Origin of the sequence: Bifidobacterium scaligerum, from assembly GCF_002802865.1 — a bacterium.
Taxonomy (GTDB): Bacteria; Actinomycetota; Actinomycetes; order Actinomycetales; family Bifidobacteriaceae; genus Bifidobacterium; species Bifidobacterium scaligerum.
Genome location: NZ_PGLQ01000001.1, coordinates 523,772 through 548,647, shown reverse-complemented (window position 1 = coordinate 548,647; position 24,876 = coordinate 523,772). Strand labels below are relative to the sequence as shown.

The following is a 24,876-nucleotide window of genomic DNA, read 5'->3' as shown; positions in this document are numbered from 1 at the left end:
TGTTATGCGAGTTTTGGTATGACCGTGAGCAGGAAGGTGAGGTCCGCGAGTTTGGCGGGGGAGCCTCGGAAGGTGCGGCCGGTGTAGGTCATATAGCGGTTTTGCGTGTAGGCTTCGATGTTCATGCCGAGGGTGTTGCGGATTCTGATGCCGGTCTGTTGTGGGGCGGTGCCCCAGATGTGCAGTCCGTCGCCGCTGGGGCTGATTTCGATGTAGGTCCTGTCTGTCACGGGTGCGATGAGCATTTTGGCCCAGTCGGTGAGGTATCCTCGGTTGTCGTAGCAGTGGTCGAGGTCGATGCAGGCGAATCCTTCTCCGAGCGCGAAGCCGAGACCGTCGCCTATTGGCGAGTTTTCCGCTTGTTCGAGTGCGGTCCATGTGCTCGGATCGGTGCTTGACGCGGGCCTGCCGTCCGCGGTGAGCGGTTGCTTGGTGGTGCCGTCGCCTCGGGTGACGCGCTTCCATCGCATCCACCGGTCTGCGAGCACCATTTCGCAGGGTACCGGCATGGGTCTGCCGTGCCGGTGCGCGGCCTGACGGCATACGTCGGAGCAGTAGCGGCGCTTGCGTCCGCGCCCAGAAGGCTGTTGTATTTCCTTATGGCAGTATTCACAGCATGTCACGATTTAATTATAGCGTTACATGTGCTAAAAAACGCTGAAAACCCAATAATTCCAACGGTTTACGATATTTCGTGACAACGCTAAAAGTGTCACGAAATAAAACCGGTCAACCAGCCGCGCGACACCCAAAACACGGCACAGGACGGACAAAAACAGGCCATACCGCCCCGAACACCACCCGACACAGGAAAACCGCCAAACCAGCCAAAACAGGAATCCAGAACGTACGTACAACCGGAAGTGCTATCCGGCGGTTACACCCGGGGAACGGAGGAGTCCACCCCCACCCGAGGGATTCGGCTTCCACCGCTTCAATCAAGCAATCCGGGGAATCTTTCCTTCGGATGCTTTCTCATGCGCGCTCTGCGCGCGTTTCTTTCGGCGTTCTCCTTTTCGGTCTTGGCTTTATGGCAAGGATGCGACAGCCATTGCAGGTTGTCAAGGCTGTGATCGTCGCCTGCGGTGACGTGGTCGCAGTCGGTTCCGATTCCATCGCATTCGGGAACGTGATGCTTCGCCTGGCATAGGCCGTGCGCCCGTTCCCTGACCTTGGCCCTGAGCTCCGGCCAGTTCGCGGGGAGCCTGCCTCGCCTGTCGCTGCTGTTCCAATTGGGGCGCTGCCGTAGGTGGGGCATGAGTACCTGCCATCCGGAAAGACTGAGCCGACGTGGATATGCGAACGGCCGCCATCAGTATTGTGATGTGCGGCCGTTCGCTTCATCCCCGTACCGTAGGTATGGAAATGACCACTGTAGATAGTATGTGCGGGACAGTTAGGTTTTGTCAAGCAGCGTCGTTGTTTTCTATGCGTTCTGCAGTTCGTTGTATCGGTGTTCGAGGCCTTCGCGCAATACCTGGCTGTAGTTGATGCCCTGTTGTTCGCCGAACGTGTCGAGCCATGCGGGGATGGTGACGTTCTTGCGCACGCTTTTCTTCCCGTATTTTTCGGCGTAGGCGTCCATGTCGAGGCTGATGAGGGTGACGATGCCGCCGGGTTCCTCGGGTTTCACGTCGGCGATGTTCGTGGCGTGCGGCTCGTGGCGTCCTTCCTCGAGTTCGGTGAGCACCCAGCCGCTGGCGGCGTCCTTGGCCATGTCGAGGGCTTCGGCGAGGCTGTCGCCTCCGGTGGCGAGGCCTGGCATGTCGGGGGCGGTGACGACGTATCCGCCGCTGTGATCCTCGTATGGGGTGAGGATGATCGGATAGACGAGTTTCATTTCGTTCTCTTTTCGTTGATTCCGGCTTGCTTCCATATCGATTTGACGATGTACGGGTTCACGTCGCCGCGATGGTCGGGCACTGTGACCTTGCCCGTCTTCGTGGGATGGATGTACTGGCGGTGGCTGCCTTTCTGCGCGATGGGCGTCCAGCCGTCCGTCAGCAGTATCTTCTCGATTTCCTTGAACCTCATACACTATATTATACGCATCATGCGCACAATATGCAAGGCGGCGGGCACGTGAGTCTTTCGATATCGCGTTCTATCGCGTTCTATCGGCGTCTATCCGTTTCGTGGTTTTCGATGTGCTACGCCGCCGGGCGCGGTCGTAGCCGTCGAGTCTCGTATGCGCCTGCCACACGTCCCAGATCAGGTAGACGGGAGCGTTGCCGTCGTGGCCCACGGCCGGGATTATGCCGCGTTGACCCCATTTCTTGATGGTGTCGGCCTTGATGCCGATGCCCCACGGCTCCAACAATCGCTGCAATTGGGCGGGTGTGCCTTTGACGCCACTCAACCTCAGTCGGAGCATGTCGAGCTCGTGGATGTCCTTGAGCTTGTGTGTGGCATGGCAGTGCGGGCATTCCAAATAGCCGCCGGCCAGCTCCTGCTCGTCGGCTCTCAGCTCACGCGAACAGGCGGGACACCAGCCGATCATGCGCGTACCGGCAGGCGGGTTCAGCAGATAATCCAATCGTTCCGCCAGACCGTGCGCGTGGACGGCGAGATTCCGCCTGTCCCAGTCGTCGCGGATGAGTGATTCGATGCGCGGCAGGTTGAGGATGCAGCCTTGCAGGAGTCCGGGCGTGCTCATAGCGTGGTGCGCGTGCAATCCCATGCGGCGGACGAGTATTCGAGCCAGCCGGCTGATATCCTCCGCAAGCTGGAATGCTCCCATGTTCAACGGGCTTGCGGCCACACTACGAGTCCCATGCCCGCCATGCATGCTGACGCCTATCGTGGCTTGTCGGTTGGCGATGAGCACCAGCGTGGGCCAACCCTGTTTCAGCGAGCGCAGGTCCTGAATGAATTGTCGGGTGGTGTTGTTTTCGTCCAAGATTTCCTCCGCTCCGCAAGGTATGATGGCTTATTGGTTCTGGCCCTTTGCTCTTCGGAGTGGAGGGTTTTCTTTTTAGAAGAGGGTTGGTGTGGCGTGGCATGCGGGGCTGGCCCACAGTCGTTCCCTGTTCGTGTTGGCTCCGTGGTTGTATCCGCTGCCGCCGGGTTTGCTTTGGTGTTTGGTCCATCCGTGTTCGAGCAGCGGGTCGTGTTCGTTGTCGTAGCCTGCCAGGACGATGCGGCAGTCCTCGGGTGCGTTGAGGCACCATGTCTCGACCTGTTGGCTTACGGTGTTCTCGTCGCTGGTGTGGTATTTCGTGTTCGCGTTCCGGTAGGGCGGGTCGAGGAATACGCCGGTCTGGTTCCAGTCGCTGGGTCCGATGCTGGATGGTTTGAGGCATCGGCTCCAGTCGCCGCAGGTGATGCGCGTGTATTGGAGGCGGTTGGCCAACCGGTTCAGGTAGTCGAGGATGCCCTGCCCCTTGCTGGCGAGGTGGGGCAGCTCCCGGTTGATGCCCCGTCCCTTGTCGGCGAGGTGGGGCAGCTCCCGGTTGATGCCCCGTCCCTTGTCGGCGAGGTGGATGAGGCGTCCGTCCACTGTGTGCCAGGGGCCGGGGTCGAACGGGTATCCGATGGAATTGCAGGTCGCGTACAGCCAGTGGGCGGCCAATGCCGCGTCGTAATGGGCGGGGTCGCCTTCGATCCATGCGGTGAAATCATCGGTGCGGTGTTCGTTGACATAGGCGAGCCGCGCGTGCAGTTCCGCCTCCATGACCGGTGCCGTGCACAGTATGGCCACGTCGGCGGGCGCGTATCGGATCGCCCGCCATGTGTTGACGATCATGCAATCCAGATCGTTGACCGTCTCCACGTGGTCGCGGTCGTAGCGGGAGCGGGCCAACAGGACGGCCAGCGAGCCGGCGAACGGCTCCACGTACTGCAGCAGGTCGCCCAACAGCTGCCAGACCATGGGCGCGGCGGCGCGCTTGCCGCCGAACCACGGGAAGGGTGATTTGAGCAGGTCTTCCATATACGTGACCTCCTAGTTAAACAATGGCGGTTCGATGAACTCCGGCCCGTACTGTTTGTGGGATGCGGGTTTCGGTTGCGGGGGATTGTCGATGATGGCCTTCACCTCGGCCTCGCTCAAGCCCAGCAGTCGGCTTATCGTCGCGTTGTCGGTGCCGCGCTCGTGCCAGTGGCGCGCCATCTCCTTCCTGCGCTCGCTGGTCACGATTCCTCCTTCCTGAAGTACGGGTTGTCTTCGAGCGTCTTGGCGGTTTTCGAGGCTTCCGTGTCGCCCGTGTACCAGGATTCGGCCGAATACTGGCCTTCCTCCCAACCATCGGCCCATGCCTGTTCGGCTATCCGCCGGTCATGCTCCACAAGCCACCTGTCCCATGTGTCGAGCGCTTCGAGCGGCTGACAGCCGCATGCGTTGCACAGCATGGACGTGACGGCGGTGGCGATCATGTTCTCGGTGAGTTTCGGTTCACTCATCGTCGCCCTCCGGTTCCGGCTTGTTGATATGACGTTTGTTCCTCGACCCCTCCAATTCCCGTTCCAGCATCTGTTCGAGTATGGGCATGAGCCATGCGGGCGGGTCGATCGGATTGTAGACGGGGCATTCGGCCCAATGCCTCAAGGCTCTGGGACAACCGTATGCGCCGCAGTAAGGGCACCGCTTGCAGGGGATCGAATCCTTCGGCAGGCCGGTGTGATGCGTCTTGATGTATCGCTCGTAGCACCATTCGCAGCAGTGCTCGCTTCCGGTGAACAATCGCGTGATGGACTGCAATCGTGTCGGCGGCATGTCAATCCTCGGATGCGTCATGATTCAACCCCCGGCTTGTATGGGCGGAACGGGGCATAGGGTTCGGGGGATTGGAGCTGGTCGGCCGTCTTGTCCGAGTAGACGTGAATCTGACTCGCTTGGGGAACCCACTTGTCTTGATGGCTGACGCGCGTGCCCTGCAGGAAGAGGGGATTCATCCTGCCGACCTCGGCGAAAAACCACAGGTCTCCGTCCTTGTCCATCCACGGGCCGGGCTTATCCGGCAGTCGGGGCTTTCGCCGCAACGCATAATCGAACATGCGGTCGTCGGCCCATACGGAAGCCCCCGGCGCTTCAATGGCCCGGATCCTAATAATCCCGTCCTCGTGGTCAACGTCCGTGACCTGATGCCGGTTGCCGTTGGCGAACACCGCGATATCGCCCGCGCTCACGTCGTCGAAATCCTCGATGCGCTCATAGTCGGGAGCATCCAACAGTTCAACGGATTCCACGTGGACGCAAGGACGCAGGATTCGATGTTCGCCGTCGTAGTGAAAGACCGTGACCGTCAAACCGCGGGTGAAGACGATCAACATCTGAGCGTTCAGCATTCCCTCCGCCACCGCGCCCGACCCGAAAAAGACCCTGACCCGCAGGCCTTCCAGCTCCTCGCAGGTCTTGCCTTTCCAGAATGGTTCACTCATCATCGCCCTCCGGTCTGCCGGCATACCGGGCACAGGCCATGGTTGAGACGCGGGTCGTAGTCGTCGCAACGCGAGCACAGGCCGGGTTCGACGCCATCCGAATCCAACAGGCTGATATCGGTCAGCAGACCGTGATGCTCATAGATGTAGTCGGCGAGCGCCTGAATGTCATCGACATCGTCATCCGAATCGTTTGCGGGAGCCAAAGTCAGGTTCTCGACGTCCAACGCGTCGGCGAGCGCGTCGAACAGTTCCTGTCGTTCGTAGATTTTGGCTTCATGTTCGCTCATCGGTTGCCTCCGGTGAAATAATCGAGGATGTGGCTGTGGGTGGGGCCGCCGTTGCATGCCGTGTTCCATAGGCGGATGGCGGTTGCCTTCCACATGTCGTTGAGCCCGCCGCGAAGGTGAAGGACGTTGACGTGCCGGTGGCATCGGCTGCAGGTGAACCGCAGGTATCGGAACCTTTTGGGGGCGATGTCCGCCGGGATTTCCTTCAGGCTGATGCGGCCCGCGCATGCGGGGCATGGGCTGGGCTTGTGGAATTTGAGGATCATGGTTCGTTTTCCGGTACGAACGTCGATTGAGTGCGGCATTGTCATTGTTCCTTTCGTTTGGTGTGTTGTTCTGTTTCGGCGCGGTCTTCGCGTGCGAGGCGGAGCATGATCTTCACGAGTTCGGGGTCTTCGCGCCGGTAGGCGGGATGCCGTGACGTGTGTTTCGCGATCTTGCCGCCTTGGCTGGTGATGTGCGTGGCGTGGGTGTCGTTGGGGCGTGTCATCGCATGCTCCTTCCGGCCCGGCGGCGGGCGCGTCTGGCGGTTCGCGCGCACGCGGGGCATGTGGTGCGTCCGGGTTTGACTTTCACGCCGCAGGTGGCGCATGCGGGCGGTTTCGCGGGTGGAGGCGCTTGATAGGTGCCTTGGATGATGGCGAACGCGGTGCGCAGCTGGTCCGCGTCCTTGGTGTGGATCGCGTGCATGACCATGCCGCATTCCATGTCGTTGGCATGTTCGCCCACGAGGGACAGCCATAGGACGCCCATCGTCAGGAACTCGTGTTCGTCCGACCCGCATTGGTCGGCGAGCGCTTGGAGTCGTGCGGCCGCGGCTTGTTTTCGTTGTTTGAGGTTGTCGTATGCGCTTTGGTTCATCATCGCATGCTTCTTTCATGTTGTCGCCGGTAGGCTTGGCCTTCAGGGCTTCGCCTCCACGCACGGGCGCGGCATACGCCGCACAACCGGTCTTCTCGGAGATGGCAGCGGCCGCCGCATCGCGTGCAGGACGCCCATCGGGTGGTTTTCAACGAGCGAGGCCGCCGGGCACGGCAACGGCCGCATAACCGGTCTTTACTGGGATGGCAGCGGTGCTGGCAGACACGGCAGTACGCCCACTGGCAGCCGGTGGGGGAAAATGCGGGGGAGAGGCGCATCTGTCGGATCAATGCCGTGAACTGCGAGTATTCACCCAGGTCGGTCATGATGATCTTCCCCATCGGCTTGGCGTGCCGTGTTCGTCGCATGGCGTCGCATGCCCCTCATCGTCCAAAAGCATCCAGCCTCGACGGGCATCGCGCACCGGACTGGATTCGGGATGCTCGTTCCACATGGGGATGATCCAGCCCATGCGTTGGGCCAGAACCCGATTCTGGTGAGCCTCCCCGTGACAGCCGGTAGTACCCGACCCGCACAAGGTGATCAGGTTCGAGGGTGAATGCAGACCCGGAAACGGGTGGCTGCGCAGATGACGGTGATGAATGCTGTAACCGCTCCACACGCCGTCCACCGACCGGCCGCACGCCACGCAACGGTAGCCGTCACGAGCCAATACGAGCCGGCGCACCTGTTCGGACGGGCCGTGATCCTTGCCGCTCATCGGATCGACTCCCGGAACAGACGATAATCATCGATGTCCGTGTCCAGGCAATCATGCACGCGATGCGGTTTCGGCCCCTTGTGCGCCGCATACGGGTCCGCCCCCAACGACTTCTCCATCAATCGGAACGAGGTCATGTCCAGCGCCCGGTAGGACAGGCTGTTATGGAACAGTTCGAGCGCCGCATTGTCGAATATGAGCTCGATGAACCTCAGATCGAAGCCGACCAGGTTCGTGCCCGCCGGATGCAGCACATGGGTTTCCGCCTGACTGGTGACGAACGCGAGAACCTCACAGGCGATGCGTTGCGTGGAATGCGTTGCCGGGCTGGCGGCGATCACCTCCGCAAGCAATCCGTTCGCCGCGTGCAGGTTGAACGCGTAGCCGAATTCACGCCCCGTGGGCAACGAGTCAGGTTTCACGATGCTTTCGTAACGCGCATACTCCTCGCTGGTGTCCAGGCTAGTGCAACGCAAGCCGATCTCCAGAATCTGATCAGTGCACGGATCCGTGCCCGTGGTCTCGATATCCACCCACAGCAGGGCTTCGGTCTTCTTCATGCGATCTCCTCCAAATCATCCATTTCGATGCCGATCTCGTTCAATTCCTCGGGATTCCCGGTGCAGATCAGGGCCACTATGTCCGGTGCCGGCCTGCCCTTGCCCAGCAGCCGCGCCACGGCCGGAATCCACGCGTGGCGACGCTCCGCATCGGGTTGCCGTCGCTTCAACGGCGTCGAGGAATCCACCAGCTTGCGCGCCCTGCGCTCCAACTCCGACTCCCCGCCGGCGAGCGCCGGCATGGTTCCATCCGTGGGTTTGCCGTTGATGCCGAGTTCGGCTCCGTGTTTGAGCCAGTTGCGGAAGGCGGCTGCGGGGTCGGCCGGGTAGGTGCCCTTGGCGGTGTTGGCGTCGCGGAATTTTTCGAGTTCGTAGGCGAGATTGAAGCCGAGTTGGTCGGCGAGCGCTTGGAGTGTTTCGTCGGGTTGGAATTCGGTGAGTGTTTGGCGTCGCTGGTTTTCGGTTTTGTTCGCGCGCGTACTCTCTCTTGGATGTTGTATTGGATGTTCTATAAGTGTTTGGGGTTCACGTGTGAACCCCCGTTCGTTCACGTGTGAACCCCCGCGGGGTGTCACGTGTGAACCCCCGTCATGGTCGTTTGTGAACCCCCGCGGGGGTTCAGCTGTGGTATCCCGCGGGGTGTCACGTGTGAACCCCCGTTGTTCGCGGGCCTTCTCCCGCTCCTTGGCCTTCGCCTTGGCACGACGACGCTGCTTCGTGACCTGCTCCGCGTCGTCGATGGTGATCTGGTAGACGAACGGGCTGCGGTCGGCTCCGTAGCGGGTGCCGTAGTTCTCGTCTCGCACGATCAGACCCTTGGCCTCAAGGATGCGCAGGGCGCGTTTGATGGCGCTGGGAGAGCATTCCAACTTGTCCGCGAGCGTGTCCACGCTCGGCCACGCTCGGTCGTTCTCATCCGCGAAGTTCGCAAGCAGGGTCAGCACCTGCTTCGCGTTACGTTCCGCCTGAGACGGCCCCACCCTGACCTCGAACGCCTTACCGGTAAGCAATGCGCTCATTTCAAACCTCCAATCCGAATATCAGTGATCCAACAACGATCATGCAGCATGTCCAGCCAGGCGGCGAGCGCCATCGGGCTCACCCCAATGTGGTCGCCCACGAACTCATGACGGACAGTGTTACCGCCGTATGGGGTGCGTATGCTGATCACGCACGTCTGCGAGGGTGTTCTGGGCTTGTGGCTCATGATCAGGTCTCCTTAGAATTCCGGATCGTCATCGGCCGGAGGAAAATTAGGGGCGGCTGGCTGCCAGTCGCCGGAGGCCGCCCACGGATCCCCGGCCCCGCCCTGGGATTCCGTCGGCTGTTGCGGGGACTGTGACGGGACGGCCCCGTACGTGGAGCCGCCCGCGTAACCGGATCGTGCCGGAGAACCGTTCGAACGGGATTGACGGGCCACGGCCGCCGTCGCATACCTGAGCGACGCGCCGATCTCATCCGCCTGCAACTCCACGATCTGACGGGTCGAACCGTCCTGGGCCTCATAGGAACGTTGGATGAGGCGACCCCTGCACGATCACACGATCACCCTTCTTCAACGAACGGGACACATGATCGGCCATGTCACGCCAACACGAGCAGCGCATATACAACGCGGCCCCATCCTCCCACTGGCCGGATTGACGGTTGAACGTCCTGGGAGTGGACGCCACCGTGAAATTCACCACCACGGCACCCGTGGAAACGGTCCTCAACTCCGGATCACGGGTCAGGTTCCCGATGATCGTCACAACGGTCTCGCCAGCCATCACTCCACCTTCCTCAATTCGGCGTGCGTCTCCTGCAACGCCATCACCACCAGACTCATGAACATGTCATCCGAAACCCTCACGGGCGTGGAATCCAAATGCCGTCTCAACGCCCGTGAGAACGCTTCCAACAATTCGATATCCGTCATTTCCCGGCCTTCCCGTACAGGTAGTCGGCGATGCTGTACGTGTTCCTCTCGTCCACGGCGGCGACCACCTCAGGACGCCAGCCCATGATGAACTTCCCGTTCCTCACAGGCGGCCCATACGGGCATTCCCTCGCGCCGGAAGACCATTTGGAAACCAATGAATACGATTTGCCCGTGTGCTCCATCATGTCCTGTATCGACATCAACGGAGGCAACGCCGATTCCGTGGCGCTCATGATTCCTCACCTCCGAACCGCGTTTCGAACGGAACCTCGATCACGGGGAAAGTCTCTTTGTTCCCCCCGAGCTGGTATTTCAGGATCTTCAGCTGCTTCCCGTTGACAAAGGCGTTCCAGGTCTTGATGATGATGGCGGCGACAAAGACATAGTTCGGTTTGCCGTGAACCGAATCATGGATGCGCTTCAACGTGCTGCGCAGAGTGAGAATCGGATCCCCGTCTAACAGGCCTTCACCGCTTGAGAGCTTGTACAGGAAGTCATCGGCGTAATCTGCGCCGGCCTCCTGGAACTTCGTGTAGAGCACTCCCATGCACTTCTGGCTGATGTACGCGTTCTTCGAAGCGGGTTTGACGATGTTGACCGTATCTCGCACCTCGGGATGCTGTCGCAGGTATTCAAGGCATTCACCGTTCGTGACGGGATAATTCGAGCCGCCGTTGAAGGCCGCCGACAGCATGTATTTCTCGCTTTTGACGAGTCCCGTGAGAAGCGCCGCCAGATTCGTCGCGTTTTTCTCCCCACGCAAGGACAGCACGTCGCTCAAGGTTCTCGCCTTGCCCGTATCCATCGTGTCCTGAGCGTCCTGCTCGACCCCGATGATGATAAGCACGGGAATCGTGGCTCCGGACTGCACGCATGCGAGCAGCCTGTGCTGGCCGTCGAGAATGGTGCCATCCTTGGCGATGACGATGGGTTGGCCGTTGAACTGCCATTCGCCGCGTTTCATGCTTTCCGCCCAGACGTTGACACGAGATTGGATGACCTTGCGGTTATGCGTGTTGTGGGCGAGCAGTTCCTTGGCCATGCTCGGCGTGAGCATGACACTCTTGTATTTGAATTCGGCTGTCTGCTGGGTATTCTTGTTCATGGTGAATTCCTTCACTTGAGCGCTTCGAGAACTTTGGATAGTGCTTCGATGGCGCGAATCACATCGCTCTTGTTCCGAAGGGCGATGTTTTGTTTATTGGATTGGAAACGGTCGTCGTCAACAAGTCTCGACAATGCATCCGTATCCTTCATCAATTGGACGATGGTATGCGTGAACTGTTCCGCGAGCGGACGGCGAGGAGACCGGCGAACAGTTACCGGCTGGACGGATGCGACGGCTCCGGATTCATCGACGACTTCCCCGGTATCGGTATCGACATGCTCCACCGGTTCGGGCTTCGGATACGAGCGAACCTTGCCGTCGATGCCTACCACCGAAGGATCCGCCGTAGCCGAAGGAATGGCCTGGTTTTCAACTGTCCGATTTCTGGACAGTTGAATGTCGTCGGCAACGGTGGACTTGCTGACGTTGATTGCAGGCGCTATCGCACGCGTGCTCATGCCGGCTTCGGAGAGCCTGCCTACCAGTTCACGCCGGATGGGTGCGGTGAGGTTCACGGTATGGGTTGCGAACTCGTGTTCCGCGTATTCGCCCCACGACGTGTAGCCAAGCGCCTTATCCACCCTTTTTCTGTATGCCTCGTTCACGAGCGAGGCCAGACGGTCGAGCTGGCTTGCGGTCGTATCCAGCAGAATGCAGATGCGTTCCGTGATACGACGGGCCTCGCCCTCGTTGATGACACCGACCTCGTTCATCATTCTTCATTCCTTTCCGATAGTCGATTGGGCTTTTTCTTTTCCCTTTGGGGGAGTGGACCGCTTGGAATCGAACCAAGACCCGACGTTTGCCGCACGTACATGACACCGTGCGATCTGCGTACCGGGGAACCTTCCGGGCCCTTGCGACGGGAACGGACGCATCTGACCCGATCACGTTCCCGCCATGGATAATTCCTGTTCAGTTATTTGGTGTTAACGACTGTCCTTTGTCGCCGCCCACAGGCCGGAGGGAAGAAATTGACCAGAAAAGAACCCCCGGCCTGTGGGCAAGACCTGTTTATTCGCCGGGCAACGCGTCCGCAGTCAGCAGACAGGCCAGACGGATGGGCACGAAACCGAATCCCACCAGCGACGCCAACCCGTTGCCGACCGGGTGGGCGCAACCCGAATGCGTCAACACCCAGACCAGACAGACGGCCAGCACAGCCAGCCACAAACCGGCCTTGAACGCCAGCCGCCGATCCGCCTCAGTCGCGTCGGGCTTGCGATACCCGCTGGCATGACGCCCGTAATCACTCGTATTCATGAGGTTTCTTCTTTCAAGAGGTAAGGATCCCTTCGCCGGTAGGCTTGAAGCTGCGACACAAACAAACCAATCCGACGAAGGGAAGAATCAAAATGGATGCAAACGACGTACAGCAGATAACGGAGGGAATCGAATTCGGCACGCAGATGTTCGTGAGCGGTGCGAAAAGCGCAAAGAACATCAAGACCGGCATCGATACGCTCAAGTCACTGTTTTCCCGGTCTAGGGAGAAGAGTGGAGACCTTGAATCCGAGTTTGAAAAGCTCGCAGCCAAGGTGGACAAGCTTGAATCCAAGTTTGGAGACCAGACGCCCACAGAATCCTTCCCCGTCGTTGAACCAATGAGCGATGATCAGCCTCCAACCGGTAGCGCCGATACGACAACAGAATCTGAGGAACGGATGCGTTCTCAGCTCCTCGGAGTGCTGGAGTGCGTCGAACATGTCCTGAAAGCGTCGGCCCAGCTCAATGCAATCCAGCAGGAGAGCATCGCAGGCATGGAGCAGATCGTCGATGTCGCCGCCCGGCTCAACGAGATTGTTGAGACGCAAAGCAAGATCATCAAGTCGTTCGGTAAGGCCCTTGAGTCGCATGAGGAGTCCATCGCACTGCTGACGCATCAGGGGTGACGTGTTATCCGTGATGGTCATTCCTTGCCTCCTCCGATGATTCGTTTCAGTTGTTCGGCCTGTTGTTCGGCCTTGGTCCGGTTCTCCAGACACCGTTGACACCATGTGTTCCAAATGGATTTGGTCTTGATGGGGTCTTTACCGCTGGAGTAGTGGCCGCATTTCGGACATCGAAGGAATGCCTCGCCACTCTTATTGTTTTTCATGACCTTCGGGAGGCAATGGCATTGCGGGCATTCCTCCAATGGGCTGGAGATGACCTTGCGTTCCGATTCGACGTTCCTGTTCCATAGTTCGATGGCCGTGCGTTCGTTGTAAGCGAAGTTGTTGTTGAACATAGAGAACGGCTCACGGAATCCGTGCCCGCATTGCTCGCATCGGCAGTCCCAGTATTCGGTTTTGGAATACGGGGACTGGCTTATTCCGTCCATCCTCGTGCGGGCTTCGCCTCCGCACAATGGGCAGGGGAGCGGCTTAGGCGTTGGCCCCTCGACCGGTTCCGGACAGCGGTTCCGGTCCTCGCGTTTCCAAAACACCATCATTCCCTCCCATCAGCGAGCGCAGGAGAAGACTTCAAAACAAACTTGTTTTCCAAGAGTTCTGATGGCTTGTATCCGGTCACTTTGCAGAAGATTTGAATATCGCTGAGTGTCAATGGAATCTCGCCGTTAACTCGTCTTTTTGCTGCTTCGTAACCCAAGCCCGCCTTTGATGCATAATCTCTGATTGATATGTGCAAAGAGGTCAGAGACGATTTCATTCGGTCAGCGACGACCTGATTCAATTCCGGCATGATGGCCTTTCGATTTGGTTTCGAGGTTTCAGAAGATGTTGGCGAGGTTGAAGTAGGCATCGCTACTGAGCTTGACCTTTTCGCCTTGTCCGCCGCGTCCGATTCGCAGGGTGTAGGACCCGTCGCGATGCTTGGTGACGGTCAGCCTCTGGCCGTCCTTCCATTCGGCGGTGAACGTGGAGACCTCGTTCTCTCTGGTGACCACGGTTTTCACTTCGGTCTCCTCTGCCGGGGTTTCCTTGATTTCTACGATGTCCATCTCTGCTGTCCTCCTGTTTGCTTTGCAATATTCATTATGCACTCAATTGAACGCATAGCAAGTCAAGATAACGCACGGCGTGTTGTCAATTGAACGCAATATGTATTATTTGACCTATTAAGAGTTAGATTTGTGCGCGTCTAAGTGCAAAGCTGTTTATTATGAGAGGCATGGGAAGCAAGAAAATCGAAGTAAGCAGTTTAGGCAAAATTGCAAGTACTAATATTCGTGCTCAACTTGGGATACGCCGTATGTCAAACCGTGAGCTTGCGAGGAAGATGGATCGAAGTGAGAGCTATGTCCGAGCTCGCGTCAATGACGAGAAGGAATGGACATTAAACGACTTGGAGATAATCAGTAGAATATGGGGAATTTCACCGAGTCAATTGGTGGTGCCGATGGTTGAGTCTTCTTCCGTCTCTTCGGCAGCGGATTCCCCGGTTTCCGTCCCATCGGCAGCGGAATTGGAGGATATCGCCGCAGCCGAGCAGGCGAAACGTGCCGCCGTACTCCAACAATTGGCAGAAGACCCCTACAGTCTCGCCGCCAGCCGCAGCCCCCACAAACACGACCCCGACCCGGACGTGGCGGAATGAAGACGAGGAAAACATCATGGCGAGGAAGAAAAACCGCACTCAAAGATATTTCCTTTCGCAGGACGAAGCGGACAGGCTCATAACCACGACAAAGCACGCCGTGGAACAGGTGTTCAAAATGCCCATGGCAGGAGAGCACAACGCCGAATTCCATGTCCAATCCGATGACGACGGCGAGGATTTCATCATCGCCGTATATCAGGGAACCCTCAACAAAGACCGGCATTCCATGTCCGCGCGAATCACCCGTCTCGGAATCCCCCTGCTCCGCCTGTGCGTCAACGGCTCCACGCACAGAAACCCGGACGGCACCCAAATAGGCGGCACGCACTGGCACATATACAAAGAAGGCGAAGATGATTGGAACGCCTACCCGGCGGACATCGACTCACCCGACTTCGTGAAAGATACAATACTGCTATTGGACAAATTCAACGTGATACGCAAACCCCTTTTCCAGGAGAGTCTGATATGAACACCGAAACCGACAGCCTCATCGAGGAATACGGGGAATGGCTCAAACACGAATCCTCCATCCGCAATACAGGCGAATGGAACGAAATCACACTGCCGTACCTCGACCGTTCGAACGACGAACTGTGCTTCTACGCCAAAACCGAAGGCGACTCCATCAGCCTCACCGATGACGGATACACATTCGCCATGTTCCAGCAGGGCGGAATGACGCTTACCGAAGCACGGAAAGCACGAATGGAACGCATCGCCTGCAAATTCGGGGCCAAACTCGAAGCGGACGGCCAGATCACACTATTCGCCGAAGACGGCCGCGCCGATGCCATGAACAGATACGTGCAGGCATTGAGTAACATCGGCGCGATCATGGAAACCACGCAAAGGAAAGTCGCGGAATACTTCGCCGAAGACGTGGCCGCAGAACTCGACAGGCATAACGTGTTCTACACGCCGGACGTGCAGATACGCGGCATCTCCAGTTACGACAACAACTTCGATTTCCTGTTCCAGAGAAGCGCCAACCACCCCACCCGCTTCTGCCAGGCACCCAACAGGCTTGACAAGGACACGGTGCGCCAGATCATGTTCGGCTGGAACGACACCAAACAGGCTCCTCAGCGCAGAGAGTCCAAGCTCATCGTCATTGGCGATGACCGGGAGACGCCCTTGCAGGAAGGCGCTGTGCACGCGTTCATGAATTACGGCGTCACCGTCATCCGCTACAGCGAACTCGGCGAACGCGCCCCCATCGAACTCGCGGCCTGAAAATGATTCCCCTGCCTGTTGACGCGCATCTGAATTACGGGCCGATGCGCATGAGCCTGTACACGCTTGCTCCCGGATTGACGGTCATGAGCGAAGTATTCCGTGATGATCTGCAGGGCGTGTACTCGCGCAGTCAGGACACGATACTCATCGACCGTTCGATGACCTACACGCGGAAACGCTGCACGCTCGTGCATGAGCTCGTGCACCGCATGTACCAGGACGAAGGCCACGAAAGGGAGCATCGCTGCCGGCTCATGACCGCGAGACTATTGATATCGCCCACGGAGTACGCGTTGGCGGAACGCATATACGAAGGCGAACGCTTCCAGATGGCGGAGGAGCTGAACGTGACCCCCGAGGTCATCGACGACTACAGGGAATACCTGCACGACAGTGGGATGCTCCTATGATTCGATTTCTTATGCTTTATGGCTATCGGCAACCGATTCCGTTCTTCTATATGCTGATTTTCGGATTTTTCAACATATAAAAACGCCTCGCCGACGTTACCAACGTCAACGAGGCGATGCCGGGGAATGCCACCAACATTCCGTTCGGCAGAGTGAAGAATCCACGTAGTTTGAAGAAAGGAGGAGACTTCACCCGTCATTATACGGGCGAAGCACACCCAAAATGCTATTCAATCATGCGTGTATGGGAGTCACGTCGCGTCCCGTGAAATACCGGGAGTGCGTGGTGCGAATCGAATCAAACGAATCGGAGCCTATGACGGCCAGCTCCCAATCACCGAGATGCTTGCCCATGTCCTTGCGGAAATCCGGGTCGGAGACCGCATTCGCATACCCGTTCTGGCCGGGGTATTCGCGCACGATCCTGTCACCGGTCTTCCGGTTGTACCGGATTACCATTCCGACCATGTTCGCCTCCCAATTTGAGCATCAGACTACCAGTATTATTAGCGATTTTTATTATCTTCTCAAGTTCCTGAGGATTCGGCGCATGATAATACTCCGTCAGATGACGCATCATCTTGGTCACGTTATCGAGGATGTCGCCGACTGCGATTCCCTGTTCCGAGTCAAGAAGTTCCAGGCTTCTTATCCCATCGGATGTACCCTGAATCGCCTGAACGAGCTCCCTGCCCTTAGGGGAGTCGGGGTATTCTCCATACCTTATTTCTCTGCCATAACGGTCAGCTATCGCCTCATAGCAGTTGGCCCATGCGTCCTGCGGAAGAGTCCTAATTTGTATTTCTGCGAATATGCCGCGGGGAAGACCAGCGATGACGTGCACGCCCCTATATCCGCTATGAGGATGCTCCCTCATATCGGATATCTGGTGCTTGGGGAACAGCGCGGCAATGGCCTGAACCAGATCATTCTGCTGCTGGAGCGTCATACTGGCGGTGACCCTTGCGCCGATGATGTCATGGATCCGATACAAGGGTGTGCTGTCCTGCCGTATGAGCTTGTCCCTCAGGGTATCGACCGTTTTGACCCTGAAGGAGATTTCCGGCTGCTCGCCGATGATTCCGACATAGTCGACGCGGCCAAGCCTGTCCACCACATCGAGCAACACCCGCGAATACCAGACATAGACGGTCTGGTAGCTCAGTCCAGGAACTTCCTCGCCGCCTCGCACTATCTCGTCTCGGAGCGCCTTGATGCTTGCTCCGGTCCACGGCTTCGGTGGCACTTTGAATTCATCGTCCATCCTCATCAGGATATATCGGAATAGAGGCATCCATGGCGAATGTCACCAGATACAAGACCAGCAAAGGCGAAAACCGATACCGCGTGAGGTATCGCAAGCCGGATGGAACGCAGACCGACAAGCGTGGATTCAAGAGGAAAATCGACGCGACCAACTGGGCCGCGAAGCAGGTGACCGTCGCGAAGGCGGAGGGCACGTTCATCGATCCTCAGGCCGGCAAGGCCACCGTCGGCATGCTCGCCGAAGCATGGCTCGCGAAGAAGAAGCTCACGGTCAAGCCCAGCTATTACGACGATCTGGAGGGCGCGTGGCGCAAATACGCGGAACCTGTCTGGCAGCGAATCCCCGTATCCGAAGTGCGCCGCGAGGACGTGCAGCAGTGGGTCGCGTCCATCAGCCAAGGCAAGACCGTCGTGGACGAACGCGGCCGCGAGCTCGTATTGGCCCGGCCGAAGAGCGCGAGCGTCGTATTGAGGGCGCACGGCCTGCTGGCCGGGATCCTCGACGATGCGGTCAAGGACCGGCGAATCCCGTCGAATCCGGCACGCGGCGTGGAACTGCCGAGGAAGACACGGGCGAAACACACGTATCTGACCATCGAACAGCTGTGCCGATTGGCGGGGGAGTGCCCCACCCCGTTGAAACGCACGCTGGTGCTCACCTTGGGATTGACCGGATTGAGGTGGGGTGAATGCGTGGGGCTCACGGTGGCGGACATCGATTTCGACAGGCATCGCATCAACGTGGACAAATCGGCCACGCAGGTGCAGCGGCGAATGATCGTGGGCACGCCGAAGACATGGGAGGTCCGCAACGTCATGTTCCCCCGTGAACTCGATGGCATGCTGCACGAGTTGTGCGACGGGCGCGAACCGGACGAATTGGTGTTCCCGGATTCGTCCACGGCGGACGGGTACACGCATCAGCCGCATTCGCCGAAATCCGATGACCGCAGCTGGTTCGCCAAAGCATGCATACGTGCGGGGGTGCCGCGCATGACCTGCCATGACCTGCGGCATACGGCGGCGAGCCTCATGGTCGGCAGCGGCGCGAACGTGAAGGCGGTGCAGCACCAGCTCGGGCATGCGTCGGCGGCGATGACGTTGGACGTGTACGCGGACCTGTTCGACGATGATCTGGACGCGTTGGCGGAGCGTATGGGCGAACTATTGCTTCAGGAGAATGTGGGCAAAATGTGGGCAAAAACAGTTTCCGAAGCCGCATAATCCAAGCGGGAGTAGGGCTTTCGGGTTTTATGGTCGCGGGTTCAAATCCCGCCGGCCCGACAATTAACCCGGAACCTTTATGGTTCCGGGTTTTTCGTTATACTCGTTTTCCCTGCACCTCTTGCGCGGGGTTGATTCACAAATTCTGGCGTTTCTGCAGAATGATGCGGAAAAAAATCAGGGGAGTAGGTAGAATAAGAGATTATGACTGATCCGATTCCAAGCGCAGGTGAAACTACCATCATTGGCCTGCCTGCAATTAATGTATTGCCCATTACCACTACTGGTGATCGTCCGCTTACACAAGAGGACTTGGATACGATTACCAGATTGTCTGAGGGAACGGCTCTGCTCATTTCCGCTAGGGGAGCGGTATCTGGTTCCCGTTACTTGCTTGACGAAGATGAAATCACCGTGGGGCGAGATCCTCGGGCAGATATTTTGTTGGATGATTCTACGGTGTCTCGTCAACATGCCGTGTTCCGCAGGGTTAACGGTACTTTCTACGTTGTTGATGCAGGCAGCTTGAACGGTACGTACGTTAACCGTCAGCGTGTGGACCAAGTCGCATTGAAAAACGGCGATGAAATTATGATCGGTAAATTCCGGCTCGTCTTCTTTACTAAATCCGCCATTATTTCACGGTAACCATGGTTGGATTGTAGAAATTACTACGGCAGTCTGTCTCCTTTTGCCGTAGCGGTCAATGCAGGATGAAAAATGAGTGCAGGGGAGAGGGATATGGAACAGACTAGTTTGTCTTTACATGTTCCTCTCGCGGAACGCACGAATCTCAATGACGGTGCAATTCAAGGGGAATTGTTTTCAAGTCCTGACGTTGAAGAAATCACACGCGGATATCGAGGAACTGTTGCCTCGAAAATAGCTGGTATAACCTATCGTCAGCTGGATTATTGGGCACGTAAACAAATCGTGGAGCCGTCTATTAATCCATCGCATGGTTCAGGATCTCGCCGTCTGTATTCATTTAAAGATGTAGTAATCCTTGCTGTGTCCAAGAAATTGCTTGATGCTGGTGTGAACCTGCAAAACGTCACTGCAGCCATCGGTTTCCTTACCCAACGAGCTACAGCGCAGTTGGCCGATGTAACCATTATGTGTGATGGCCAGACAGTGCATGAATGCACGACGAGTGAACAAATGCTTGAACTGTTGCGCAGTGGAAAAGCGGTATTTGCGGTTTCGGTGGGATCGCTTTGGCATCAGATCGCGGTTGCTCTGGATCATGAGGATTATGTAGATCTTAAACATCAACCATCAACTGGACGAGCCGTACGACCAATCGATGAACTTACCGCCATGCGTATGCGGAAAAAAATTGAAGCGCAACGGTTGCAGCGCGAAGAATCTTACGACTGATCGGATAAAACACGTTCTATGATTAACGTCAACAATCTTTTGCCTTTCGTATTATGGCTTTCCGCTGTTGCTTTAGCGATATTCATTATTGTTGTGACAGTACATCGCGGCCAATTGCTGAGGTCTCGTTCTCGTAGATCCTATGTACCTATTGTCAGCTGGACCATGGTCAGACTGCATGTTATGTCATTTATTATGGCGTTATTGCCTTTTCCGGTTTATATGCTGATCGCCGATGACCTTGATAGCATATTCCGCACTTGGTATGAACGTGTCGGTATCTTTGGAGCCATCATTATCTCGATTCTGGTATTGGCGGAAATCATAACCATGTATTTTCAGGCACGCCATGCGATGGAATCTGAGATGGATCAACGGTTGAAATCAGCGATCGGCAAACGGTAAGTGGAGCTTTTTCTAAATAGCCGATAATGTACGTTATGTCAGATTGCATAGAGCAGCAACAGAACGACACCAAAAAATTCACTCTTGTACGATTCAATCTGATATTGTAATCACTCTCTGATCTCGCTTCCCTCGGTGGCTAGCGGTAACATCACTGCTTGAGGACAGCGAGATCAGTCAGCGGAATCAGTGCGTTGCGAAGTATCGGTTGACGGCGTCCTCAAGTTGGTTGGTGGTCTCAATGATTTCATAGACACCGTGTTCTTCCATCTCACCGGCTGGAGCATAACCCCAACGGCAGCCGATTGTGTCGAGACCGCAAGCCCGAGCACCGTCAATATCCGTGTATCGATCGCCGATCATCACGGCACGGTCACCAGCTTCACCATCAAAACCGATCTTGTCGAAGCAGTAACGAATCACCTGATCCTTGTCGAGTCGGGTGTTGTCCTTGGATGCGCCATATATTCCATCCAATAGCTCGGTGAGATGGAAATGCTCGCAGATCGGTATACATTGGTATTCCGGCTTGCAGCTGGCCAGTGCCAGATAATAACCATCAGCGCGTAGCTTAAGCAGTTGTTCACGAATCCCCGGAAACACGACATTTACTAAACGGCCAGGCACTTTGTTCCCCGGTTCATTGGGGTCGTCGAATACGGCTTTATCTGCGTAAAAGCTGCGATAGATGTCCACAGCACGATCCAGCTCATCCTCTGGCACATGGTTACGTTGCAAGGATTCGATGATCGCAGGTCCGATGAAACGATGTAACTCGGCGTCGTCTGGTACAGGACGGCCAAGAGCTTCAAACGTTTTCACAACGGATGCGATGATACCTCCATCAGACTTGGTCAGTGTGCCATCGAGATCCAGCAGGACCACTTTTCTCGGGTGTTGTGCCATGAGGTCTTCTCCCCCTGTCATTCATCTTGTAATTGGCGCACGTGCAAACCATCCAATTACTAGCTGATGGACTCAATCGCAACGCGCTACATACCAGCAATGATTATGCCCAGCCGTCATGACTGGGCATATAGTTCACGTGTTGTTCATGTAGAATGTATCTCTACTGCACAGTGCAGTATCACTCGTAGTCGGGAATCCACCCATCGCGATGCATCTGCAAACGCTTTTCCAAAAGAGTGGCAAGCTCCTCTTCGCTGCGACGCTCAAGCAACATATCCCAGTGCGTACGGGTTGGTTTGCTGATTTCGTCGCCCTCACGGTCACCATCGCCTTCTCGATGAGCCACGGAACCGCAGCGGCACTCCCACTCGTCCGGTACTTCAGCGCCCTCTGCAAACGGCAGAATTGTACGATGACCCTTCGGGCACAAATACGCTACATCATTTCGTGCAGCGAAATCAACATTGTCGTCGGACTCCAACGACTTTGCACCGATGCTCATACCCCTCAGGCTGCGTTCTGCCATATCGGCATCCTCCTTGAATCACATGTAACCGTATTACTGTACGTAACAGTTCGGACGAGATCGATATTCCGGTTTCACCTGAACTGAACTATTTTATTCTCTCTTGATATTTACCTGACGATACGTCCATTTCGTCACATCTCATGAGAATCCAGTGAACCCTCATTCCACGCCGGAATACGCTACAATACCGCGATTAACAGCATCAGCAGCGTGGCGCGCGGTATCTGCTAACACATCTCCCCCATCTACAGGTAACGGTCCAGCAACCGCAATCTGCTGCAGCACATCCGATAACCGTTTAGCGGTACGCACGAAGTCACCACCGGTCATGTCTGTGCCATAGAGGCATGCGGCGAGTGACGAACCGTCCGCCCATTCGTACATCACATCAAGGAGACCGCAATCTGGTTGCTGCAACTCTTCTAATCCGTGATCCTCGCACATCGTATTGATATCCGCACAAATATTTTGAAGCTTAGATGAGGCGATAGCGATTCTGCCGGTAATGCCACCGGGATAGTGTCTTGGTTCGCCTCCTGTGCCGCGTCTAGCCTCATAGACCAGTGAAGAAAGCACAGCGGCCAGTCCCCTGTCGTCAAGGTTATTGAATATGCCGGCGAGTAACGCCTCGCAAAGTTCCAAATCATGTTCGCTATAGATACGACGCAACAGATGGCCTTTATCTGTCAAAGTCATGTCGATCTTGCCGTTTGTGCGCCTCTCCACATCGAGGTAACCAAGTCTGGCAAGGATATCGCAGATAAGATCGAACTGGCGAGCCACGGAACCGGTGCGTGAATCATAACGGTTCTGAACACGTTCCAACTCGCGTTTCTCACGCACCCAACGATGTCCCCATTTGAGATGCTGCTGTAAATCAGGACAGCTACGGCACGGATGTTGTTGCTCTTCTTGACGTAACTGTCGAATTCGTTGGTCGAGTGCGGCAAAAGCTGCGGAACGTTCCTTATCGGTTAAAAACGTCTCTCGTTTAAGGCTGCGACGCCCATCTTTCTCGATGGAGCTTAACTCCATACGAATGGTCATGAATTTGCGAAAATCACCATGACTGCACTGGAATGCTTGCTCATAGCCGTCCAGTGCAGTTTTCAATGTTGCGATTTGGGATTCCAACTGCCAAGCGGACTCGTTGGCTTCCCACTGAGCGAATGACTGATCCAAGGTCACGCGAGCGGTTTCGTAATCACTGGAGTTCAGCAGGTTCACTGCCATATTGAACGTGGGACGGAAACTCGAATGTAATGGATATACACGCTTGGAAGACAATGCTGCGGCAGTAGCTGGCACAAAACCATGATGATCGACGACAATGGCATGACCGATGGTATCAATGCCACGGCGTCCTGCACGACCGGTCAGCTGGGTGAATTCACCAGGAGTCAGACTCACATGCCCGGTACCATCAAATTTCTCAAGTTTTTCAACTACAACGCATCGAGCGGGCATGTTGATACCCAGAGCCAGTGTTTCGGTAGCAAACACCATTTTGACGAGCCCCTCCTCGAACAGGCGCTCGACAATCTGACGGAACAAGGCAATCATGCCTGCATGGTGAGAAGCGAAACCTTCCTCCAAGGCGAAACGAAACTTTGAGAATTGAAGCGCCTTCAAATCATCTTGTGTCAGTTGGCCGTCCACCATCTCATCTACGATACGACGAATCCTTATCGCTTCCTGATCGGTTGTCAGTTCAAGCCCGGCATTAATGCACTGCTCCACAGCCTGATCGCAACCATTGCGGGAGAAGATAAAGTAAATTCCAGGCAGCATGTCAAGAAAATTCAGCTCATCCACCACAGCCCATCGGCGAGGTGTGTGGCGTTCGGGCTTTGGCATATGGCCCGCGCGTCTCTCTTTGCCCTTTCCTCGGGCTGAGCGACCCGTGCGTTTTTTATCCGGCCTTTCTTCGCCGCGTCGTCTTGCCGCTTTACGATCGAGTTGATCAAGCCGGTTGATCAACTCGGAATTAAGCTTAAGCGTCTGGTTCCCTTGAGCATCTCTGCGATATAAATCAAACACTTCGGGCTCAGTATGCTCATCCGCTTGTACCATTACGTGTTGTTCCAATGGCACGGGACGGTGTTCACTGATTACCAGCTTGGTGTCTCCTCGTACTGAAGAGATCCAATTGGAGAAATCCTCTACATTGGATACCGTCGCAGACAGTCCTACGATCTTCACGGATTTCGGCAGGTGGATGATTACTTCTTCCCATACGGGGCCACGGAACCTATCCGCGAGATAATGCACTTCATCCAGAATCACATAGCGTAATGCGTTCAGTGTTGAAGAATGCTCATAGAGCATGTTACGCAAGACCTCTGTGGTCATAACTACGATGTCCGCTTCGGAATTGATGGACGTGTCGCCGGTCAGCAAGCCCACACGGTCCGAACCATAGGCATCCACCAGATCGTGATATTTCTGATTGCTTAAGGCCTTGATGGGAGTGGTGTAGAACGCTTTGACGTTGCGTTCCTGAGCTAAAAAGATGGCAAAATCCGCTATGACGGTTTTGCCTGCTCCGGTAGGTGCAGCTACCAGCACATTGCTGTCGGCCTCTAACGCCTCATTGGCCTCAGTCTGGAAATCGTCAAGTTCGAACGGCAGAGTGGCGGCGAAACGAGCCGCCACCGACATACGTTGCCGTTGTATTTTACGGAAAGTGGCATATCGTTGCGAAGGACTGAGGTTACGTGATTGCGAGTCTTCCTTGCTGTGATGGTGATGTACCATGATGCCTTTCCGCCCCATGCCGGTTGTGCAATATCCATATCGCACAACAAAAATGGTCAGTTATTAAAACGTTTCCAGCGATTCCATGCTTGAATATGACGATTCCGCTTGTCGGCTTTGCGACGAAGCACTTGTGCATATGCATCCGAATATCGCTCTTGTGCAACGCTCAGTGGCTGAACGAATATGGGTGCCTCATGACCTTGATCAGATAATTCGTTCTCTGCCATAGCGGAGATACGCTCCCCTACACGTTCTCCCGTATGAGCCATGTCTTTCAGCGAATGAGCTCCATGTATACCCGCATAAACGAGCCCGACAGTAATCATCGTCAGCATAAACAAGGCAAGAACCAGCCATATCCACCACGGCAT

The 24,876-nt window shown here is 56.3% G+C and carries 40 protein-coding genes and 1 pseudogene; 9 read left to right on the top strand and 32 right to left on the bottom strand.

Translation table 11 applies throughout. The annotated features are described in order from the left end of the window. Positions 1–2 precede the first annotated feature (2 nt). From CUU80_RS02355 to CUU80_RS02245, 23 genes and pseudogenes are all read right to left on the bottom strand, one after another. The gene (locus tag CUU80_RS02355; RefSeq protein WP_100495768.1) at positions 3–509 is read right to left on the bottom strand and encodes a bifunctional DNA primase/polymerase; all 507 of its coding nucleotides are present in this window, start codon (positions 507–509) and stop codon (positions 3–5) included. 917 nt (positions 510–1,426) lie between these two features. Beyond that, positions 1,427–1,840 (bottom strand): type II toxin-antitoxin system HicB family antitoxin, encoded by a 414-nt coding sequence (locus CUU80_RS02345; RefSeq protein ID WP_100495766.1) that lies wholly within the window; start codon positions 1,838–1,840, stop codon positions 1,427–1,429. Then, positions 1,837–2,034 carry a type II toxin-antitoxin system HicA family toxin gene (locus CUU80_RS02340; protein WP_100495765.1) on the bottom strand — a complete coding sequence of 66 codons (198 nt, stop codon included), beginning with the start codon at positions 2,032–2,034 and terminating at the stop codon, positions 1,837–1,839. The genes CUU80_RS02345 and CUU80_RS02340 overlap by 4 nt, the downstream gene beginning before the upstream one ends. A 70-nt stretch (positions 2,035–2,104) precedes the next feature. Beyond that, positions 2,105–2,899, bottom strand: a complete 795-nt coding sequence (locus CUU80_RS02335) for a hypothetical protein (protein ID WP_100495764.1) — start codon at positions 2,897–2,899, stop codon at positions 2,105–2,107. A gap of 75 nt (positions 2,900–2,974) precedes the next feature. Beyond that, positions 2,975–3,931 (bottom strand): DNA adenine methylase, encoded by a 957-nt coding sequence (locus CUU80_RS02330; protein WP_100495763.1) that lies wholly within the window; start codon positions 3,929–3,931, stop codon positions 2,975–2,977. Positions 3,932–3,943: 12 nt separating this feature from the next. Further along, a complete protein-coding gene (locus tag CUU80_RS02325; protein WP_100495762.1) occupies positions 3,944–4,135 on the bottom strand; it encodes a hypothetical protein in 192 nt (63 codons plus the stop codon). Further along, complete coding sequence (locus CUU80_RS02320) at positions 4,132–4,401, bottom strand: hypothetical protein (RefSeq protein WP_100495761.1); 270 nt, start codon at positions 4,399–4,401, stop codon at positions 4,132–4,134. Before CUU80_RS02320 ends, CUU80_RS02325 begins: the two co-directional genes overlap by 4 nt. Next, the gene (locus CUU80_RS02315) at positions 4,394–4,714 is read right to left on the bottom strand and encodes a hypothetical protein (RefSeq protein ID WP_100495760.1); all 321 of its coding nucleotides are present in this window, start codon (positions 4,712–4,714) and stop codon (positions 4,394–4,396) included. Before CUU80_RS02315 ends, CUU80_RS02320 begins: the two co-directional genes overlap by 8 nt. A gap of 17 nt (positions 4,715–4,731) precedes the next feature. Beyond that, a complete protein-coding gene (locus tag CUU80_RS02310; protein WP_133119388.1) occupies positions 4,732–5,382 on the bottom strand; it encodes a hypothetical protein in 651 nt (216 codons plus the stop codon). After that, the gene (locus CUU80_RS02305; RefSeq protein ID WP_100495758.1) at positions 5,379–5,669 is read right to left on the bottom strand and encodes a hypothetical protein; all 291 of its coding nucleotides are present in this window, start codon (positions 5,667–5,669) and stop codon (positions 5,379–5,381) included. Before CUU80_RS02305 ends, CUU80_RS02310 begins: the two co-directional genes overlap by 4 nt. After that, positions 5,666–5,974 (bottom strand): hypothetical protein, encoded by a 309-nt coding sequence (locus CUU80_RS02300; protein ID WP_100495757.1) that lies wholly within the window; start codon positions 5,972–5,974, stop codon positions 5,666–5,668. Before CUU80_RS02300 ends, CUU80_RS02305 begins: the two co-directional genes overlap by 4 nt. A 2-nt stretch (positions 5,975–5,976) precedes the next feature. Continuing rightward, positions 5,977–6,159, bottom strand: a complete 183-nt coding sequence (locus CUU80_RS02295; protein WP_100495756.1) for a hypothetical protein — start codon at positions 6,157–6,159, stop codon at positions 5,977–5,979. Continuing rightward, positions 6,156–6,533: a hypothetical protein gene (locus CUU80_RS02290; RefSeq protein WP_100495755.1), complete on the bottom strand. Its 378-nt coding sequence runs from the start codon at positions 6,531–6,533 to the stop codon at positions 6,156–6,158. Before CUU80_RS02290 ends, CUU80_RS02295 begins: the two co-directional genes overlap by 4 nt. Positions 6,534–6,852: 319 nt before the next feature. Then, positions 6,853–7,251 carry an HNH endonuclease gene (locus tag CUU80_RS02285; RefSeq protein WP_100495754.1) on the bottom strand — a complete coding sequence of 133 codons (399 nt, stop codon included), beginning with the start codon at positions 7,249–7,251 and terminating at the stop codon, positions 6,853–6,855. Next, the gene (locus tag CUU80_RS02280) at positions 7,248–7,811 is read right to left on the bottom strand and encodes a 3'-5' exonuclease family protein (protein WP_100495753.1); all 564 of its coding nucleotides are present in this window, start codon (positions 7,809–7,811) and stop codon (positions 7,248–7,250) included. The genes CUU80_RS02285 and CUU80_RS02280 overlap by 4 nt, the downstream gene beginning before the upstream one ends. Next, a complete protein-coding gene (locus CUU80_RS02275; protein ID WP_100495752.1) occupies positions 7,808–8,830 on the bottom strand; it encodes a helix-turn-helix domain-containing protein in 1,023 nt (340 codons plus the stop codon). Before CUU80_RS02275 ends, CUU80_RS02280 begins: the two co-directional genes overlap by 4 nt. Beyond that, entirely contained in the window at positions 8,827–9,018 is a 192-nt protein-coding gene (locus tag CUU80_RS02270; RefSeq protein WP_100495751.1) for a hypothetical protein, read from the bottom strand. The genes CUU80_RS02275 and CUU80_RS02270 overlap by 4 nt, the downstream gene beginning before the upstream one ends. A gap of 12 nt (positions 9,019–9,030) precedes the next feature. Then, positions 9,031–9,580 (bottom strand): annotated as a pseudogene (locus CUU80_RS02265) (single-stranded DNA-binding protein). Then, a complete protein-coding gene (locus CUU80_RS10745; RefSeq protein WP_165775793.1) occupies positions 9,580–9,729 on the bottom strand; it encodes a hypothetical protein in 150 nt (49 codons plus the stop codon). Before CUU80_RS10745 ends, CUU80_RS02265 begins: the two are co-directional and overlap by 1 nt. Continuing rightward, positions 9,726–9,965 (bottom strand): hypothetical protein, encoded by a 240-nt coding sequence (locus CUU80_RS02260; RefSeq protein ID WP_100495750.1) that lies wholly within the window; start codon positions 9,963–9,965, stop codon positions 9,726–9,728. The genes CUU80_RS10745 and CUU80_RS02260 overlap by 4 nt, the downstream gene beginning before the upstream one ends. Next, on the bottom strand, positions 9,962–10,837 hold the full coding sequence (locus CUU80_RS02255) for a ParB N-terminal domain-containing protein (RefSeq protein WP_100495749.1): 876 nt from the start codon (positions 10,835–10,837) through the stop codon (positions 9,962–9,964). The genes CUU80_RS02260 and CUU80_RS02255 overlap by 4 nt, the downstream gene beginning before the upstream one ends. 11 nt (positions 10,838–10,848) lie before the next feature. Next, complete coding sequence (locus CUU80_RS02250) at positions 10,849–11,556, bottom strand: hypothetical protein (protein ID WP_100495748.1); 708 nt, start codon at positions 11,554–11,556, stop codon at positions 10,849–10,851. A gap of 298 nt (positions 11,557–11,854) precedes the next feature. Beyond that, complete coding sequence (locus CUU80_RS02245) at positions 11,855–12,103, bottom strand: hypothetical protein (RefSeq protein ID WP_100495747.1); 249 nt, start codon at positions 12,101–12,103, stop codon at positions 11,855–11,857. A gap of 92 nt (positions 12,104–12,195) precedes the next feature. Here CUU80_RS02245 and CUU80_RS02240 point away from each other — a divergent pair, with 92 nt between their 5' ends. Next, positions 12,196–12,732 (top strand): hypothetical protein, encoded by a 537-nt coding sequence (locus CUU80_RS02240; protein ID WP_100495746.1) that lies wholly within the window; start codon positions 12,196–12,198, stop codon positions 12,730–12,732. 17 nt (positions 12,733–12,749) lie between these two features. Here CUU80_RS02240 and CUU80_RS11210 read toward each other — a convergent pair whose 3' ends face one another. The 3 genes from CUU80_RS11210 to CUU80_RS02225 form a co-directional block, all read right to left on the bottom strand. Then, positions 12,750–13,070, bottom strand: a complete 321-nt coding sequence (locus CUU80_RS11210; protein WP_100495745.1) for a hypothetical protein — start codon at positions 13,068–13,070, stop codon at positions 12,750–12,752. 200 nt (positions 13,071–13,270) lie between these two features. After that, entirely contained in the window at positions 13,271–13,585 is a 315-nt protein-coding gene (locus CUU80_RS02230; RefSeq protein ID WP_133119387.1) for a hypothetical protein, read from the bottom strand. After that, positions 13,554–13,784: a hypothetical protein gene (locus CUU80_RS02225; RefSeq protein ID WP_100495743.1), complete on the bottom strand. Its 231-nt coding sequence runs from the start codon at positions 13,782–13,784 to the stop codon at positions 13,554–13,556. The genes CUU80_RS02230 and CUU80_RS02225 overlap by 32 nt, the downstream gene beginning before the upstream one ends. Positions 13,785–13,954: 170 nt before the next feature. Here CUU80_RS02225 and CUU80_RS02220 point away from each other — a divergent pair, with 170 nt between their 5' ends. From CUU80_RS02220 to CUU80_RS02205, 4 genes are read left to right on the top strand one after another with little or no spacing between them, the layout of a single operon-like run. Beyond that, positions 13,955–14,380, top strand: coding sequence for a helix-turn-helix domain-containing protein (locus CUU80_RS02220; RefSeq protein WP_100495742.1), 426 nt, complete (start codon positions 13,955–13,957; stop codon positions 14,378–14,380). Positions 14,381–14,396: 16 nt separating this feature from the next. After that, entirely contained in the window at positions 14,397–14,855 is a 459-nt protein-coding gene (locus CUU80_RS02215) for a DUF6978 family protein (protein ID WP_100495741.1), read from the top strand. After that, positions 14,852–15,619, top strand: coding sequence for a DUF1829 domain-containing protein (locus CUU80_RS02210; RefSeq protein ID WP_100495740.1), 768 nt, complete (start codon positions 14,852–14,854; stop codon positions 15,617–15,619). The genes CUU80_RS02215 and CUU80_RS02210 overlap by 4 nt, the downstream gene beginning before the upstream one ends. A gap of 2 nt (positions 15,620–15,621) precedes the next feature. Then, a complete protein-coding gene (locus tag CUU80_RS02205; protein ID WP_100495739.1) occupies positions 15,622–16,032 on the top strand; it encodes an ImmA/IrrE family metallo-endopeptidase in 411 nt (136 codons plus the stop codon). A gap of 234 nt (positions 16,033–16,266) precedes the next feature. Here CUU80_RS02205 and CUU80_RS02200 read toward each other — a convergent pair whose 3' ends face one another. Both CUU80_RS02200 and CUU80_RS02195 read right to left on the bottom strand, forming a co-directional pair. Further along, entirely contained in the window at positions 16,267–16,500 is a 234-nt protein-coding gene (locus CUU80_RS02200; RefSeq protein WP_133119386.1) for a hypothetical protein, read from the bottom strand. Beyond that, positions 16,460–17,296, bottom strand: a complete 837-nt coding sequence (locus CUU80_RS02195; protein WP_165775791.1) for a RelA/SpoT-related domain-containing protein — start codon at positions 17,294–17,296, stop codon at positions 16,460–16,462. Before CUU80_RS02195 ends, CUU80_RS02200 begins: the two co-directional genes overlap by 41 nt. Positions 17,297–17,328: 32 nt before the next feature. On the opposite strand from CUU80_RS02195, the gene CUU80_RS02190 reads away from it, so the two are divergent. The 4 genes from CUU80_RS02190 (at position 17,329) to CUU80_RS02175 (ending at position 20,307) form a co-directional block, all read left to right on the top strand. Beyond that, positions 17,329–18,522, top strand: a complete 1,194-nt coding sequence (locus CUU80_RS02190; RefSeq protein WP_100495736.1) for a tyrosine-type recombinase/integrase — start codon at positions 17,329–17,331, stop codon at positions 18,520–18,522. A gap of 204 nt (positions 18,523–18,726) precedes the next feature. Next, the gene (locus tag CUU80_RS02185; protein ID WP_100495735.1) at positions 18,727–19,170 is read left to right on the top strand and encodes an FHA domain-containing protein; all 444 of its coding nucleotides are present in this window, start codon (positions 18,727–18,729) and stop codon (positions 19,168–19,170) included. A 93-nt stretch (positions 19,171–19,263) separates the two neighbouring features. Next, positions 19,264–19,902, top strand: a complete 639-nt coding sequence (locus tag CUU80_RS02180; protein WP_100495947.1) for a MerR family transcriptional regulator — start codon at positions 19,264–19,266, stop codon at positions 19,900–19,902. 18 nt (positions 19,903–19,920) lie between these two features. Beyond that, positions 19,921–20,307, top strand: a complete 387-nt coding sequence (locus tag CUU80_RS02175; protein WP_100495734.1) for a hypothetical protein — start codon at positions 19,921–19,923, stop codon at positions 20,305–20,307. 186 nt (positions 20,308–20,493) lie between these two features. Here the strand turns inward: CUU80_RS02175 and CUU80_RS02170 are convergent, their stop codons facing one another. The 4 genes from CUU80_RS02170 to CUU80_RS02155 form a co-directional block, all read right to left on the bottom strand. Then, complete coding sequence (locus CUU80_RS02170; protein ID WP_100495733.1) at positions 20,494–21,213, bottom strand: HAD hydrolase-like protein; 720 nt, start codon at positions 21,211–21,213, stop codon at positions 20,494–20,496. Positions 21,214–21,394: 181 nt separating this feature from the next. Then, positions 21,395–21,742 carry an RNA polymerase-binding protein RbpA gene (locus CUU80_RS02165; protein WP_100495732.1) on the bottom strand — a complete coding sequence of 116 codons (348 nt, stop codon included), beginning with the start codon at positions 21,740–21,742 and terminating at the stop codon, positions 21,395–21,397. A gap of 162 nt (positions 21,743–21,904) precedes the next feature. Then, positions 21,905–24,502, bottom strand: coding sequence for a DEAD/DEAH box helicase (locus tag CUU80_RS02160; protein ID WP_100495731.1), 2,598 nt, complete (start codon positions 24,500–24,502; stop codon positions 21,905–21,907). A 56-nt stretch (positions 24,503–24,558) separates the two neighbouring features. Continuing rightward, positions 24,559–24,876: a hypothetical protein gene (locus tag CUU80_RS02155; RefSeq protein ID WP_100495730.1), complete on the bottom strand. Its 318-nt coding sequence runs from the start codon at positions 24,874–24,876 to the stop codon at positions 24,559–24,561.